The following is a 14,489-nucleotide window of genomic DNA, read 5'->3' on the forward strand; positions in this document are numbered from 1 at the left end:
AAGACCCAAAAACGTTTGAACATCTGCACGTTCAAACGTTTTTAGCAATAGACCCTTGAGCTTAATTCTCGTCTGAGGCATTGGGCAGCAGCCTGCCCATCACCGCCTTGAGCCGCTCGGGCTGGCAGGGCTTAGTCAAATAGCCTGAAGCCCCAGCCATGCGGGCTTCTTGCCGGTCGGCCTCGGTGTCGCGGGAGGTCACCATGACAATGGGTAGGTTCTTGAAGCGGGGTAGACTGCGCACGGTGCGGCAGAGCTCAAACCCATCGATGCCGGGCATGGAGATGTCGAGCAGCAGCGCTTCGATCGCCTCTTGATAAATTACAGACAGCGCATCCACCGCATTGTCGGCCAGCAGCACTCGGTAGCTGTTATCCAAAGCGCGTTTGATCATTTGCTGGCTAATCAAGCTGTCATCCACCGATAGGACGGTTTGCTTAGTGGAGACGCAGGTGGACATATGCAGAGAACCTCTCGGGGTCAAGGTGAGCGCTTGTTATAGTTATGCCCAAAAATTGGGTCTTTTCATAACGTACTTACACGTAATGGTTTGAAATTAATCCAAACATCACTGCTTTTAGACCGAAATACCGGCAAAATTTCGGTTGTAAGGGCCGTTAAGGGGTGCTTTTCCCAATTTGGCTTAGGGAACCTGACCTAAACAACCACCGTGCTGTCCAGTCGGCTAGACACTGTTGGGGTAACCCTCCCCAGATAACGGCTGGCGACATCGGTGATTGAGGCATTGGTGTTAGAGTAATGAGTCCTAATTATCGGTGAGGACGGGCGGGCAGGATGGAGTTTGAGGCGATCGCGCAATCGTTGGTAAACGCAGGCCGCTTTTTGGCTAGCCAGGGCTGGGCACCGGCCACCAGCGGCAACTACTCGGCCCGGCTGGCCGATGGCTCGGTCGCCATTACGGTCTCAGGGCGCGATAAGGGCCAGCTCATACCCAACGACATTATGGTGGTCACCCTGGCGGGAGAGCCCCTGGGTTCTGGGCAGCGATCGTCAGCCGAGACACTGCTGCACACCAGCCTTTACCAGGCCTACCCCGAGGTCGGGGCGGTGCTGCACACGCACTCGATCAATTGCGTTAGCCTCTCTCGCTGGCTGCTGAGCCAGGGGCAAACCACCCTGCTGTTAACAAACTATGAATTGCTCAAGGCATTTCCGGGAATCACCACCCATGATGGAGAAGTCGCCATCCCCATCGTGGACAACAGCCAGGATATGGTAGCCCTGAGCGAGACGGTGCTGACCCGGCTCCAGGCAGTGCCTGCCCCAGGCTACATCATTGCGGGCCACGGGCTGTACAGCTGGGGAGCCACGGTACCCCAGGCGCGTATGGCCACCGAGGCGCTGGAGGTGCTGGTGAGCTGCGCCCTGCAGGCCATACTGCTCGACCGAACATTTGCTTAGCTCCACAGAACCTATTAATTCAAGGACGACCCTCAATGACCCTACTCCGTATTTTTAGCGACCAGGATGGTGCGACGCTGCTGGATGAGTACCGGGATGCGGATGCGATCGCATCAGCCCTGGCCAGTGCTGGCGTCCGCTTTGAGCAGTGGCAGACCCAGGCACCGCTACCCCCTGCCGCCGACCCTGAAGCTATTCTGACCGCCTACGCCAAAGACATCGATCGCATTAAGGCCGAGGGCGGCTACGTCACCGCCGACGTGATTCGCATGCACCCAGAGCATCCCCAAAAGACCGAGCTGCGCCAAAAGTTTTTGGATGAGCACATTCATAAAGAAGACGAGGTGCGCTTTTTTGTGGAGGGGCAAGCGGTGTTTTACCTGCACCTAGACGACAAAATCTACGCCACCCTCTGCACCGCTGGCGACCTGATTGGCGTACCCGCCAACACCCCCCACTGGTTCGACATGGGCGATGCGCCCCAGTTTGCCGCCATTCGCCTGTTTTGCAACCCTGAGGGCTGGGTGGCCCACTTTACCGGCAGCCCTATTGCTAAAGGATTTCCTGAATACCATGCTTTTGCTTGAAGGGCTTCCCCTAGGGGCGATCGTGCTCGATATTGAGGGCACCACCACTGATATCGCCTTTGTCAAAAACACCCTGTTTCCCTACGCAGAGCAGCGGCTGGAGGCCTTTATGGCCGAGTTGGCCTCCACCGCCGAGGGGCAGACGATTTTGGCCCAGGTGAGGATAGAGGTTGGCGATGCCGACATGTCTGTAGAGGACTGCATCGCCCAACTGCTAGCCTGGGCTAAGGCCGACCAAAAGGTCACTCCCCTCAAAGCCGTGCAGGGCATGATTTGGGATGAGGGCTACCGCACCAAGGCCTACTATAGCCACATCTACGACGATGCCGCCGCCCACATTCAGGAATGGCATCGGCGTGGGGTGCCGCTCTACATCTATTCGTCAGGCTCGATCGCAGCGCAGAAACTGCTGTTTGCCCACACCATCGTGGGCGACCTCACCCCTTGCTTTCAAGGATATTTCGACACCACCACCGGAGCCAAAGTGGATGCAACTTCCTACGAAAAAATTGCCAATACGCTAGGAATCTCTCCAGAAAAACTGCTGTTTCTGTCTGACCATCTAGGCGAGCTGGAGGCAGCTCAGCAGGCGGGCTGGCAGGTGCGTGCGGTACAGCGCCCCGGCACCGCCGATTTTCCCCCAGATCTGCCGTCAATTAAGCACTTTGGGGAATTGCCCATCACGTTTAGCGAGGCTTGAATCAATCGCTATTTCCATTTCCCAAATAGGCGGGTAGATGGTGGGTGGGTTTAGGATAGGATTATGAACCAAGAGTCTTTCCCTGGCGTTGCTGTCACTGTATCGGCTGACCTACAGCTCACAATTCCGAGTGCGGTCGGCAAGTCATTGGGCCTCTCCGAGGGGCAGTGCTTTCAGGTCATACGGTATCAAGACCGTATAGAGCTAATTCCCATTCGCCCAGTGCAAGTGCTTAAGGGCTTTCTCAAAGGCATGGATACCGACTTAGCTAGAGATGCCGACCGACTATGAGCAATGTGGTGGATTCCTCTGGTTGGCTTGCCTATTTTGCCGATGAACCTAGTTCAGGCTTTTTTGCGCCTGCAATTGAAGATTTCAGCGGCTTGATCGTTCCTGCTATTAGCCTTTACGAGGTCTTCAAGCACATCTTGCTTCGGCGCAGTGAAGACGAAGCTATGCAGGCCATTGGGGCCATGCTGCAAGGGCAGGTTGTTGATTTAGATTGTGAATTGGCTCTTGATGCTGCCAGGCTTTCTATCGAAAGTAAGTTGCCTATGGCAGACAGCATTATTCTTGCAACGGCCTACAAGTTTGAGGCCACAGTATGGACGCAGGATAACGATTTTGAGGGCTTGCGAAATGTTCGTTATTTGGCGAAGGGTTGAAGAAGATAGCGAGGATAGGTGCGAAGAAACCAGGTTTCTGGCGGGATTGTTTCCCTTAGCCCTTGATCTGGGCCTAGAAACCTGGTTTCTAGGGTTGGGGCCTACTCGTAGAGCCAGCCCTTGGCAGCGGGTTCCCAGCTCACCAGTTCAGATTCGGTGAACCACAGGGCGATTTCGGCCTGGGCGGTTTCGGGCGCGTCGGAGCCGTGGATGATGTTGCGGCCCACAGTGACGCCCAAATCGCCGCGAATGGTGCCGGGTTCAGCTTCTAGGGGCTTGGTCGCACCGATGATTTTGCGGGCTGAGGCGATCACGCCTTCGCCTTCCCACACCATGGCGACCACGGGGCCAGAGGTGATGAAGTCTACCAGGCCAGCGAAGAAGGGGCGCTCGCGGTGCACGTCGTAGTGCTTTTCGGCCAGCTCGCGGGAGACAGCCATGAACTTCAGGCCCACCAGGGTGAAGCCCTTGGTTTCAAACCGGCCAATGATGTTGCTGATCAGACCGCGCTGAACGCCGTCGGGCTTGATCATTAAAAAAGTGCGTTCCATAGATACCTATTCCTAGTGCGTGGTGCAGAGATGTGGTGAAAGACCTTTACCATGCTCAGAAACGGTGGCCATTTTGTAAAGGATTTAGTCAAAGTTTTATGGTTTTGGGACGGGCCAGTAGCGATCGCCCCCGGCATCGTACCGCCAGCCGCAGCCGTCGGGGTCGCGATCGCGGCTCCAGGCCAGCAGATTGAACGCTACCGCTGGCTGGGTCAGTTCAGCTTCGGTGCAGCCCAGCCTTTGGGCCAAATCGGCGGCGGTGAGCGAGAGCACCTGGAGCGTTGCAGCTTCGGCAGTCAGGGTACTGGGGGATCGGAACGTGTAGAGCACATCCCCGGCGGCGGTGGGTTCAAAGTCACCCCAGAAATCCTGGGCGCGCTGGTCGAGAAAGCGGCGGGCCTCGCTGCCGGTGATCTGGGCGGCGATCGCAAAGTCGAGCACGCTGATGCGCCCCCGATGGGCGGCGACCTGAGCGTAAAACACCTGGTGCAGGGCGCGATCGCGGGTTCGTTGCCGTCGCCAAAGCCACAGGGCACCCGCAATTAACCCGCCAACCACTAGCCAGGGCAGCAACAGCTGAATCAGCAGCACTGTAGCCAGGGCAGCACCGGCCATGATCAGAGCCATCAGCAGGCGATATTCGAGCCCGGCACCGGGGCTATGGAAAGGCCGCAGGGGCATAGATCCTCGGGGGTGTCGGCGGGCTGAGCCGCCCTCTCGCCTTCTATTGAAGCAGGGGCAGACAAATTTGGGGGGTGCAGGGGTCAGCTAAAATGCTGTCACGCGGTTGCGCTGGCAGCATTGCGCTCCTTGGCCAACCCAGATCGATGCACCGATGCTGACCTAGGTTTCGCCATGCTGACCTTTGCCTCTCCCACCGATGAAGCCCAAGCGGCTGAGCTGATGCAGCCCTGCCTCATTCGCGTAATTGACAACATTCGCAAACACACCGAAACCCTCGACTGGCGCGCCGACTATCTAGAGCAGGTGCGGTGGCCAGGCAGTGCTACCCCTGAACAGCGCCAGCAGGTGCGCGACCTAGCCGCCCAGCTCTCGGAGGCATCCCCAGAGGAAGACAAAGCTATTCGCCAACAGCTCAGGCAGCTGCCCGCGCCCTCCCCTGGCTACGAGCTGCGGCTGACCAAGGGAGCTGGCGAAGCCACAACCGAGGAGCCTCGCACAGTCACTCTGGACGTTTGGGAGCTGTGCTTTGACGTGTGCTTTAGCGACTACCAGCCTCCGCAGCCAGCATCTGTGGATCCGGCTTTGCTTGACGACGATGGTGAGATCGACTGGCTAGCCCTCGACGAAAAGGCAAAAACCCTGGTAGAGCAGGCGATTGACCAGGCAACGGCGGCGGCGTAGGCGGTCAAATACGGCACAATGGGAGAAAATATCCCCGCTAAAATGCTCGATCTGCACAGCCACACTACTTTTTCTGATGGCACTCTCCCCCCCGCCGACCTCGTAGCGGCGGCGATCGCGGCGGGAATAAAGGCGCTGGCGATTACCGACCACGACACCCTGGCCGGGTGGGATGAGGCGATCGCCGCCGCTGGAGACAGTCTAGAAGTGGTGCCGGGGGTAGAGCTCAGCACCGTAGAAAACGGGCGATCGCTGCACATCCTAGGCTTTTACCCCGATCGCAAATCCCTGGAACCACCGCTGGTAGAGCGCATTGAAGGCCGCCGCCGTCGGGCTCAGCAGATGGTCGAAAAGCTGGCGGAGCTGGGCTACCCCATTGAGCTGCCGCCCATGGCGGGCAATATGGCCCCCGGTCGCCCTCACCTAGCAGCGGCCCTGGTGAAAGCGGGCTACGTCGAGTCAAAGCGGGAGGCCTTTGCCCGCTGGCTAGGGGACAGTGGCCCCGTCTTCGTGCAGTACGACAAATTTTCGGCCGCCGAGGGCATTCAGCTGCTGCGCGACTGTGGGGCGGTGCCGGTGTGGGCGCATCCCTGCCTGTTTAAGGGCTCCACCGTCGATGCGCTACTGCCCCAGCTGGTGGAGGCGGGGCTGATGGGGGTCGAGGTCTATCACCCCCACCACAGCCCCAGCGACGTACGCCGTCTAGAAACCTACTGCCATGACCACGATCTGGTCATGACCGGCGGCAGTGACTACCACGGCCCCCCAGAGGAAAAAGCCCGCACCCCTAACCCCAGGGCCGAGCATCCGCCCAGGGAGGCCGTCGGGCTAAATCAGCTCCATCTGCCCTTAGACTTGCTCCCCCCCCTGAAGCGGTCGGCGGCGACCCTGACGACAAGTCTGGGCGCTGGCGCAGCCTCTCCAGCCGAGCATCGCCAACCGGACGGTCACCATGGCTGACCCCACCTTTGACACCCTCTGGCAGCTGGTGGGAGGAGTGCTGAGACTAGACCCAGACGCCTTTCGAGTGTTTCACCAGATGCCCGACAGCATTGCCCTGGGGGTCGTGTTCGTGGCGGGTTTTTCCCAGGCGGTGGGCCAGGGTATTGTGCTGTTTATCAATCGGGTCAAGCCGCTGCGGTATGTGCTTAGCCTGGTGCTGTCGGCGCTGCTGTTTGTAGCGGGCTATCTGTTTTGGGCGCTCAGTGTTTGGGTGGTCAGCCGCTGGCTGCTCGACCAGCCCATCCCCTGGCGGGCGGTCAGAGATAGCCTGGCCTTGAGCTATTTGCCTTTGATATTTAGCTTTTTGGGGGCCATGCCCTACCTGGGCGTGCCGCTGCTGCGGCTGCTGGCCCTGCTCAACCTGCTGACGGTGGTGTTTGGGCTGGCGGTGCTGGGCCAGATTTCCCTGGGGCAGGCGGCGGGGCATGTGCTGCTGGGCTGGCTGGGGCTGGTGGTGGTACAGCAAACCACCGTGGGGCAGCCCATCGTCAACCTGGGTCGCTGGCTGACCAACTGGACAGCCGGGGTACAGCTGGTGGTCGATCGCGGCCAGTTGAAAACGCTGATTGCGGCCAACCCCCTGGGGCCGGGGCCATCCACGGCGATCGCCCCAGGGGGCCTGACCTTAGCGCCGCCGTCGCTGAGAGCCCCTGAACCCCTGCCGGGAGCCTTTCTGAAGCGGCGATCGCGGCGGCTAACCCTGCTGTGGATATACGGCGGTTTGGGCCTGCTGGCGCTGGTGGTGGCCCTCAGCTTAGAACCCCTGAGAGGGTTGATGACGGCGTGGTACGGCCAGAGCCGCCCGGCCCGCTGGTTCGCTGATTTAGTCTGGGTGGGGGCGATCGCCCTAGTGGTCGCTGCCATGCTGGCCCCCCTAGAGGCCCTAGGCTGGTGGGCCGGGTGGTACGGCGATGGGGTGACCCCGATCAATTCAGAGTCCTCCAAGGCCCAGCCGCCCGCCGCTACTCAGCCGCGTCGGTATATTGTCTACCTCGACGGCATCAACCAGGCCACCGCCGACTACCAGCCCACCGTGGCCCGCTATCTCGACGAGTTGGGCCGGCGGCTTCCCCCCGACATCGCCCTGGTTGAGGGATTGATTCCCTATTCGGTGCTCAACCGATCGCTGACCGAGAACCGTCCCCTGGCCTTCTTTTGGCGCGGAGTCGAAACTCTGACCCAGCGCCTCGGCCCCTGGGTGGGGATGATCATCAACATTCGCAATATTTTGATTGTGGCAGTGTCGGCGGATCAGCGCTTTGGCCCGATCTACAACCAGGGGGTGGCCCAGCAGGTCTACGAAAGCCTGCTGCAAAACGGCTACCCCGCCAGCGGCGGCATTCCCCTGACTTTGATTGGCTATAGCGGTGGCGGGCAGATTGCCATGGGCATTTTGCCCTTTCTCAAGCAGGGGTTGGGGGCCCCAATCGAGGTGATTTCTCTAGCCGGGGTGATCAGCGGCAACGGGCGGGTGCTGGAGGCCGAGCAGCTCTACCACCTGGTGGGCAGCCGCGACCCGGTCGAGCGCCTGGGGCCGATTATGTTTCCCCGCCGCTGGGCGATCGCCCCCCTGAGCTATTGGAATCGGGCTAAGCGCAAGGGCAAAATCAGCTTTATGAATCTGGGGCCGGTGGGGCACCAGGTGCCTGGCGGCGTGCTCGACGACCAGGCTTTTTTGCCCGATGGTCGCAGCCACCTTCAGCAAACCCTTGACCTCACCCTCGATATTTTGGTGGGGGATCTGCGTCAGCTTCTGGATATTCAAAAAATTCAGGTGACCCACCCCGGCAACTACTACCAGTTTCAGAGCGCGCCCTTTAACCACCCCAGCTACTACCCGGTGCGGCAGACCCTGGCTACCCCCGAGTACCGCCCCGTGGGCGACTGGCTAGGGCGGCTGATCTTACCCACCCCTGACGAGCGCCTCTCGCTGGATGGCGTCTGGTTTGAGCTGCTCCACACGCCCCCCGCTTACCGCCACTGCCTGGGTCAACAGGTAGCCCTGCGCTGGCGGTGCGATCCGGGGCTCAAAAAACGCTTTCAGGCCGTGACTCGCGACATTCACTTCAGCGCCGAGGCTGAGGCATCGCACCGGGACGGCATGATTTTGCCCACTCGCCTCAACCACTGGCGCTTGGTCACCCCCCTCGAATCTCTTGCCGGGGCCCATCCTGTCGATGACCTGATCGTCAAGCTGCCTGACCCGGTGCGGATCGAAGGTCTGGATGGGATGGGGAACGCGCTATCCAAAGCGGCCATCGCGATCACCATTGCCCACGAGCCAATTCAAATTGCGGGCCTCTACTATGCCCTGGTGCAGTTTCTGAAGCCAGCAGAGGAAGGGGGCGATCGCTACCATGTAGTCCACTACAACCCCGCCACCCAAGCTTTTGACGGGCTCCAAGAAACCGTGCGACTGCCCCAGGTTGTGCCCGATGGGGATGGCATTGCGCCCTCCACCAGTCAAGCTCTGGAGCGATCGCCCCTGAATGCCGTGGGCTGGTATATCCACGGCGCACAATCCCACGACGGCGAATTTGTGGTGCAGGCCCTGCGGCCCCGCCAGCTCCTTCAGCTACGGCCCGATCGCACCCTCACCAGCCCCCGCCAGGGGCGGCAGCACCTGCGCCGCGAATCGTGGGGAAACCTGGTACAGAAAAAAGGCACCACCGAATCGGTGCTGATCGATCCCAACGCGGCCTCGGAGCAGGCGGCAATCGCCCAGTGGCGAGAGGGCGATCAGGCCCTGCTGGTGCATGTCTATGGCGGCATCGGCGGCGAAAACCGCGAGCCCGCCGCCCAAGGCCCGGTTTATTTTGGCCACTTTGCCTACGGCATTGCCACCGTGGCCCGTGAGCCGCTCACCCAGGAGCGTCAGTTCGATATCCACTACCACCAGGTCTACACCCACAACCGGCGCGGGCTGGTGGCAGGCACCCTCGACTGGTCGAAGTACATGGGCGATCGCCAGTGGGGGTTTCTAGGCACCCGGCCCGTCTCTGACATTTTGGTCAAGCTCCCCGCCTATACCGAGCCCTTCGACTTCAACGGCGCCGCCTGGGCGGCCCTCGATGATCTGCGCATCGAGCTAGAGCTGATGACCGCCCGCTACCGAACGGGCGACGGCACTGGCGTCACCTACGTCGGCCCCGCCAATAACTGCGCCCAAGACTCAAATCAGGCCATGTACGCCAGCGCCGCCCACTTAGAGGCTGCCGTCATCGCCCACCGGGCCACCCTCAAGGCCTGGGAAGCCGACAACCCCGACCAGGCCCAGCAGTTTCAGCAGTTGCTCGACCTGCGCCGCAACCTTCAGCAAAAACTTCTGCCCTTTGGCAGCGCCCGGGCCGACTGGGCCGACGAGCGAGAATCCCTGGGCAGCAACCTGTCAGACTTTCCGCTGCAAACGGTGGGGCGAGGGCTGCTGAGCTGGCGCACCATGCTGCCGCGCAAAGCCAGTGACACCATCACTCAGCTCTGCCTGCGCCACGGAGCCAGCCTGTGGGTCTTGCGCACCAACCAGGTAGGTGGCCACGATCCGACAATTGAGCCCCTGGCACCGATCACTCTGTAAAGAACCTTGTGCACTTACCAAGTAATGTGTATGTGAAGATGGAGTAAAATATCAGGCAGGCACTTTATAACTTTCTTACGGATCTGTTATCACAATACTAGTAGAAATACGTAGAGTCCCTGGTCGTCCCTGGCTGAACTGGTCGTGTCCCTGATGTTGTCGATAGCTGCTCCGCCTTGGCCCGCTGGTGCCTGGCCCAGAGCATTCAGACCCTAAGAAGCTGTTATTGCGGTTATGCCATGCTGAACGTCAGCAAGTTTTATCGTCGGGGCTCCCGACATTTAGCCACCCAGGTTACTGGCCTCGCCTCCTTGGTGGCGCTAGTGCTAGTGGGCCTACCCGCCCAGGCCAGTGTGACTCTCACCCGAGCCGAAGTCGAAGCCCTGCGCAATCGAGTTGAATTTATTCCTCGGGGGCGGCAGGCTCGCGCGGCCAGAATGTCAGATTTTCTCGCCGTGGGCGACGCCCTACGGACTGCCGCCTCCTCCCAGGCCGACCTACGCTTCAATGACGGCTCCTTAGCTAGGGTCGGGGAGCGGGCGACCTTTCGATTTGTGCCCAACACCCGCAATTTTCGCCTCACCAACGGCACCGTGCTGCTGCTGATTCCGCCGGGGCAGGGTCGCACCAATATTCAAACCCCCAGCGCCGTTACGGGCATTCAGGGGTCAGCGGTGGTCGTGCGCTACGTGCCAGAAAGCGACTTGACCCTGGTGATGGCCCTCACCAACAACCCCGCCGGGCCAATGACGATTACCGCCAATACCTGTGGCGAAGGCGGTGCCGACTGTGGCACCACCGAATATGCTCTCTACGGCGGTCAGATGGCCCTGATTCAGAACAACCAGGTGCAAGTGGTTGAGTTTGACCTGCCCACGTTCTACCAAACCAGCCCCTTGGTGGAGGGGCTAGAGCTCGACAATCCCAACGCTGAGTCTCCCCTGGGGCCAGCCCTAGAGGCCGTGCGTGCAGAGACCCTGGAAGCCCTGGCGGAGCAAGATCCCTTCTCCGAAAGCATCACCCTGAACCCAGCCTTTTTTGGCGTAGAAGGCAATACCCAGGTGGCGGGTGAACAGCCCTGGCTACTATCTCCTGCTGGGACCGGGACATCTCCCCTAGCCAATCTAAACAACGCGCTGACTCCGGGCGATTCTCTAGTCACCGCCATCACCCCGTCCGAGACCTCAGGCTCTCAACCTGGGCTACCTGGTGGCCCGATCTCCACTCCGGGTGGCAGTGGTAGCCTGCCTGGTCTCCCCCAGTCTGACCCCATTGTGAGAGTTGATCCAACACCTATCCCCGACCCAGTCTTCATACCACCGGTCAAGGAGCCTGAGTCCTCTCCCCCTCCAGTGATCACTCCACCGCCTGTAGAAGTTACCCCAGAGCCCCCCGTCGTGGACGGGCCGGGTCAAGCCGAGCCACCACCGTTCAACGAAGGGGTACCCGCTGAGCCACCCGCTCAACCTGGTCCATTTTTCCCACCCGTCAAATAGGTTGAGATTAGACAATGGGTTGGATTGGGAAAGCGCTGTTTGAGCAAGTTGGTGTGGTGTTATACATCAGTGCCAGCCTGCTTTAGGCTAAACGTGGCCATTACCGACAGTGCGACCCCATGCTGAGCCAGATCAAATCGATTGTTGAAGCAATTTCGCCTCGCCTGATTGAGATTCGCCGCCACCTGCACAGCCATCCAGAGCTCAGTGGGCAGGAGTATAAAACAGCGGCCTACGTAGCAGGGGTGCTTTCCTCCTGCGGGCTGCGGGTGCAGGAGCTGGTGGGCAAAACCGGGGTCGTAGCTGAACTGCCGGGCCAGGATGACCCTAGAATTTTGGCGATTCGGGCCGATATGGACGCGCTGCCCATTGCCGAACGGGTGGATCTGCCCTTTGTCTCGAATCAGTCGGGCATTATGCACGCTTGCGGCCACGATGTACACACCACGGTGGGCTTGGGCACGGCCATGGTGCTGGCTCAGCTGGGCCTGCCGCTGCCGGGCACCACGCGATTTTTGTTTCAGCCCGCCGAAGAAACCGCTCAAGGTGCCCGCTGGATGATTGAGGATGGGGTGATGGCAGGGGTTGCGGCCATTTTAGGGCTGCACGCCTACCCCACGATACCGGCGCGAACCATTGGCATTCGCTATGGGGCACTCACCGCCGCCGCCGATGACCTGGAAATTATTATTGTGGGCGAGTCGGGCCACGGGGCGCGGCCCCACGAGGCGATCGACGCCATCTGGATTGCGTCGCAGGTGATCACGACTCTGCAACAGGCGATTAGCCGCACCCAAAACCCCCTGCACCCAATTGTGCTGACCATTGGGCAGATCCAGGGCGGGCGCGCCCCCAACGTGATTGCCGATACGGTGAAGCTGCTGGGCACGGTGCGATCGCTCCACCCTGACACCCGCAACCACCTGCCCCAGTGGATTGAGGGGATCGTAGCCGGGGTATGCCAGCCCTACGGAGCCAAGTACGAGATCAACTATCGCCGGGGGGTGCCCTCGGTGCTCAATGACCCCACCCTGACCGAACTCACCGCCCGCTGCGCCAGCGAAGCCCTGGGCAATGAGTACCTGCAAATTATCCATGAGCCATCCCTGGGGGCCGAAGACTTTTCGCTGTACTTAGAGCACGCTCCAGGGACGATGTTTCGCCTGGGGGTAGGGTTTAGCGATCGCCCCCTCAACTACCCACTGCACCATCCCAAATTTGAGGTAGATGAGTCGGCGATCGCCGCCGGAGTGCTGACCATGGCCTACGCCAGCTACCGCTACTGGCAGCTGCCGCCCCGGTCTCCGGGTAACTAGAAATCTGGTTTAGAGTCCCTAACCGTTCATCGCCCGACTCATGGGTAGATTCAGGCTAGCCCCGCAACGGCTGGGCCTTACCCCAGAACCAAAACTCCGATAGACTAATTGACTTGGGTGCCCCCTAGAGGACGTAACGTTGTCAACGCCGATTCCCATCTACCTGGTAAATCAGACCGACCTCGCCAAAGACCATGCCGACAGCCAAGCCTGGGCCCAGGCCACTGGGTTTAAGGCCGACTCCAGCACCGTTTGCCTGGTGCCAGGCACCGAGGGCACCCTGGCCAAAGTTCTGGTTGGCAAACCCGACCCGGTCGATACCTGGACTCTGGGAAACCTCGCCAAAACCCTGCCGCCCCACACCTATACCCTCGCCGACGAGTGGCCCGCCCCCATGGACACCAAGCTCTGGCTGGGCTGGTGCCTGGGCCGCTATAGCTTTACACCCTATAAGCGACAGTCGCCCCCCCCGACAGCTGAACTTCTGCCCCCCCCAGGGGCCGACACCGCTTACGTCACCACCACCGTGGCCGCCACCACCCTGGTGCGCAATCTGATCACCACCCCAGCGGGCGATATGGGGCCAGAGCAGCTTCAGGCGGCGGCGCAGGAATTATGCGATCGCCACCTTGCCAACCTCACCACGCTGGTCGGCGACGAGCTAATCGGCCACAACTACCCGATGATTCATGCCGTGGGTCGCGCCTATACCCAGGCTCCACGACTGCTCGATATCACCTGGGGCAACCCTGACGATCCAAAGGTCACGCTAGTCGGCAAAGGCGTCTGCTTTGATACCGGCGGCCTCGACATCAAGCCCGCCGCCGGCATGAAGCTAATGAAAAAAGATATGGGCGGTGCCGCCAACGCCCTCGGCCTAGCCGAGATGATCATGGGTATGCAACTGCCTGTGCGGCTGCGGGTACTCATCCCAGCGGTCGAAAACAGCATAGCGGGCAACGCCCTCCACCCGCTAGATGTGGTGCCCTCCCGGCGGGGGCTGACGGTGGAAGTGGGCAACACCGACGCTGAAGGTCGCCTGGTACTGGCCGATGCCCTCTGGGAAGCCGTCTGCGAAGAACCTGCTCCCCAGCTAGTGATCGATTTCGCCACCCTCACCGGAGCGGCCCGCGTGGCCCTGGGCACTGAGCTCCCCGCCTGCTTTAGCAACCGCCCCGAACTGGCCGATACCCTGCTGGCCTGCGGTCTGGGGGTCGATGATCCCCTCTGGCAGCTGCCTCTGCACCAGCCCTACCGGACTATGATTGACAGTGCTGTGGCAGATCTCTCCAACGTTTCGAACAGCTCCTTTGGCGGATCGATTACCGCTGCCCTGTTTTTGCAGGAGTTCACCCGGCCTGAGATTCCCTGGGTGCATCTCGACCTGATGGCCTGGAATGTGAGAAGCCTGCCGGGTCGCCCCGAGGGTGGTGAGGCCATGGGCATGCGCGCGGCGTTTGAGTTGATTCGGCAGAAGGTGACCAAGGGTTGCGCCTGACACTTGAGCACCGCAGAAGTGGGACAGTATCGCTGCGGTCTATAACCAGTGGGCCGCTGCGATCGCTGACTAACATAGCCTCTAAAGCCCTTAATACAGCGTAAAGACTGTATCGTCGGCATCGTTAGAAAAAAGCAGGAACTGCTAGGCTCAGGCTAGCGCTGTCACAGTTTAGCTAGATTTTTCGGCTCTACGGGAATGAGTATGCTGATGTAGTCGATACTATACCGAGTCGTTATGGTGCCTCTGCTCACGGAATTACTAGGTCTATCTGGTGTTGATGTCGAGTCTTATGAGGCCACTGAGGACAGCT

General features: G+C 60.4%; 14 protein-coding genes. 11 read left to right on the forward strand and 3 right to left on the reverse strand.

Annotated features, from left to right (window positions below):
* Nucleotides 1-61 precede the first annotated feature (61 nt).
* Nucleotides 62-460 carry a response regulator gene (locus VB780_RS29165; RefSeq protein WP_323354704.1) on the reverse strand — a complete coding sequence of 133 codons (399 nt, stop codon included), beginning with the start codon at nucleotides 458-460 and terminating at the stop codon, nucleotides 62-64.
* Between the two features lie 335 nt (nucleotides 461-795).
* Here VB780_RS29165 and VB780_RS29170 point away from each other — a divergent pair, with 335 nt between their 5' ends.
* The 5 genes from VB780_RS29170 to VB780_RS29190 all read left to right on the forward strand — a co-directional run bounded on the left by VB780_RS29170 (nucleotide 796) and on the right by VB780_RS29190 (nucleotide 3,374).
* Nucleotides 796-1,422: a methylthioribulose 1-phosphate dehydratase gene (locus VB780_RS29170; protein ID WP_323354705.1), complete on the forward strand. Its 627-nt coding sequence runs from the start codon at nucleotides 796-798 to the stop codon at nucleotides 1,420-1,422.
* Nucleotides 1,423-1,457: 35 nt separating this feature from the next.
* On the forward strand, nucleotides 1,458-2,009 hold the full coding sequence (locus tag VB780_RS29175; RefSeq protein WP_323354706.1) for a cupin: 552 nt from the start codon (nucleotides 1,458-1,460) through the stop codon (nucleotides 2,007-2,009).
* Entirely contained in the window at nucleotides 1,996-2,709 is a 714-nt protein-coding gene (mtnC, locus tag VB780_RS29180; protein ID WP_323354707.1) for an acireductone synthase, read from the forward strand. The genes VB780_RS29175 and mtnC overlap by 14 nt, the downstream gene beginning before the upstream one ends.
* 63 nt (nucleotides 2,710-2,772) lie before the next feature.
* Nucleotides 2,773-3,000 carry an AbrB/MazE/SpoVT family DNA-binding domain-containing protein gene (locus tag VB780_RS29185; RefSeq protein WP_323354708.1) on the forward strand — a complete coding sequence of 76 codons (228 nt, stop codon included), beginning with the start codon at nucleotides 2,773-2,775 and terminating at the stop codon, nucleotides 2,998-3,000.
* Complete coding sequence (locus VB780_RS29190) at nucleotides 2,997-3,374, forward strand: type II toxin-antitoxin system VapC family toxin (protein ID WP_323354709.1); 378 nt, start codon at nucleotides 2,997-2,999, stop codon at nucleotides 3,372-3,374. Before VB780_RS29185 ends, VB780_RS29190 begins: the two co-directional genes overlap by 4 nt.
* Nucleotides 3,375-3,475: 101 nt before the next feature.
* Here the strand turns inward: VB780_RS29190 and ndk are convergent, their stop codons facing one another.
* On the reverse strand, nucleotides 3,476-3,925 hold the full coding sequence (gene ndk / locus VB780_RS29195; RefSeq protein WP_323354710.1) for a nucleoside-diphosphate kinase: 450 nt from the start codon (nucleotides 3,923-3,925) through the stop codon (nucleotides 3,476-3,478).
* A gap of 96 nt (nucleotides 3,926-4,021) precedes the next feature.
* Nucleotides 4,022-4,606: a hypothetical protein gene (locus VB780_RS29200; protein WP_323354711.1), complete on the reverse strand. Its 585-nt coding sequence runs from the start codon at nucleotides 4,604-4,606 to the stop codon at nucleotides 4,022-4,024.
* A 174-nt stretch (nucleotides 4,607-4,780) separates the two neighbouring features.
* Between VB780_RS29200 and VB780_RS29205 the strand changes: the two genes are divergently transcribed.
* The 6 genes from VB780_RS29205 to VB780_RS29230 all read left to right on the forward strand — a co-directional run bounded on the left by VB780_RS29205 (nucleotide 4,781) and on the right by VB780_RS29230 (nucleotide 14,176).
* Nucleotides 4,781-5,290, forward strand: a complete 510-nt coding sequence (locus VB780_RS29205) for a hypothetical protein (RefSeq protein WP_323354712.1) — start codon at nucleotides 4,781-4,783, stop codon at nucleotides 5,288-5,290.
* 18 nt (nucleotides 5,291-5,308) lie between these two features.
* On the forward strand, nucleotides 5,309-6,250 hold the full coding sequence (locus tag VB780_RS29210; protein WP_323354713.1) for a PHP domain-containing protein: 942 nt from the start codon (nucleotides 5,309-5,311) through the stop codon (nucleotides 6,248-6,250).
* The gene (locus VB780_RS29215) at nucleotides 6,243-9,866 is read left to right on the forward strand and encodes a CAAX protease (protein ID WP_323354714.1); all 3,624 of its coding nucleotides are present in this window, start codon (nucleotides 6,243-6,245) and stop codon (nucleotides 9,864-9,866) included. The genes VB780_RS29210 and VB780_RS29215 overlap by 8 nt, the downstream gene beginning before the upstream one ends.
* 239 nt (nucleotides 9,867-10,105) lie before the next feature.
* Nucleotides 10,106-11,362: a FecR domain-containing protein gene (locus tag VB780_RS29220; protein WP_323354715.1), complete on the forward strand. Its 1,257-nt coding sequence runs from the start codon at nucleotides 10,106-10,108 to the stop codon at nucleotides 11,360-11,362.
* Between the two features lie 119 nt (nucleotides 11,363-11,481).
* Complete coding sequence (locus VB780_RS29225) at nucleotides 11,482-12,678, forward strand: M20 family metallopeptidase (RefSeq protein ID WP_323354716.1); 1,197 nt, start codon at nucleotides 11,482-11,484, stop codon at nucleotides 12,676-12,678.
* Nucleotides 12,679-12,817: 139 nt separating this feature from the next.
* Nucleotides 12,818-14,176 carry a leucyl aminopeptidase family protein gene (locus VB780_RS29230; protein WP_323354717.1) on the forward strand — a complete coding sequence of 453 codons (1,359 nt, stop codon included), beginning with the start codon at nucleotides 12,818-12,820 and terminating at the stop codon, nucleotides 14,174-14,176.
* Nucleotides 14,177-14,489 lie beyond the last annotated feature (313 nt).

Origin of the sequence: Leptolyngbya sp. CCNP1308 (assembly GCF_034932455.1) — a bacterium.
In the GTDB taxonomy this organism is placed as follows: Bacteria; Cyanobacteriota; Cyanobacteriia; order Phormidesmidales; family Phormidesmidaceae; genus Nodosilinea.

Coding starts and splice junctions, on each gene's coding strand:
- VB780_RS29165 (WP_323354704.1), bottom strand. CDS start 460: ATGTCCACCTGCGTCTCCACTAAGCAAACCGTCCTATCGGTGGATGAC.
- VB780_RS29170 (WP_323354705.1), top strand. CDS start 796: ATGGAGTTTGAGGCGATCGCGCAATCGTTGGTAAACGCAGGCCGCTTT.
- VB780_RS29175 (WP_323354706.1), top strand. CDS start 1,458: ATGACCCTACTCCGTATTTTTAGCGACCAGGATGGTGCGACGCTGCTG.
- mtnC (WP_323354707.1), top strand. CDS start 1,996: ATGCTTTTGCTTGAAGGGCTTCCCCTAGGGGCGATCGTGCTCGATATT.
- VB780_RS29185 (WP_323354708.1), top strand. CDS start 2,773: ATGAACCAAGAGTCTTTCCCTGGCGTTGCTGTCACTGTATCGGCTGAC.
- VB780_RS29190 (WP_323354709.1), top strand. CDS start 2,997: ATGAGCAATGTGGTGGATTCCTCTGGTTGGCTTGCCTATTTTGCCGAT.
- ndk (WP_323354710.1), bottom strand. CDS start 3,925: ATGGAACGCACTTTTTTAATGATCAAGCCCGACGGCGTTCAGCGCGGT.
- VB780_RS29200 (WP_323354711.1), bottom strand. CDS start 4,606: ATGCCCCTGCGGCCTTTCCATAGCCCCGGTGCCGGGCTCGAATATCGC.
- VB780_RS29205 (WP_323354712.1), top strand. CDS start 4,781: ATGCTGACCTTTGCCTCTCCCACCGATGAAGCCCAAGCGGCTGAGCTG.
- VB780_RS29210 (WP_323354713.1), top strand. CDS start 5,309: ATGGGAGAAAATATCCCCGCTAAAATGCTCGATCTGCACAGCCACACT.
- VB780_RS29215 (WP_323354714.1), top strand. CDS start 6,243: ATGGCTGACCCCACCTTTGACACCCTCTGGCAGCTGGTGGGAGGAGTG.
- VB780_RS29220 (WP_323354715.1), top strand. CDS start 10,106: ATGCTGAACGTCAGCAAGTTTTATCGTCGGGGCTCCCGACATTTAGCC.
- VB780_RS29225 (WP_323354716.1), top strand. CDS start 11,482: ATGCTGAGCCAGATCAAATCGATTGTTGAAGCAATTTCGCCTCGCCTG.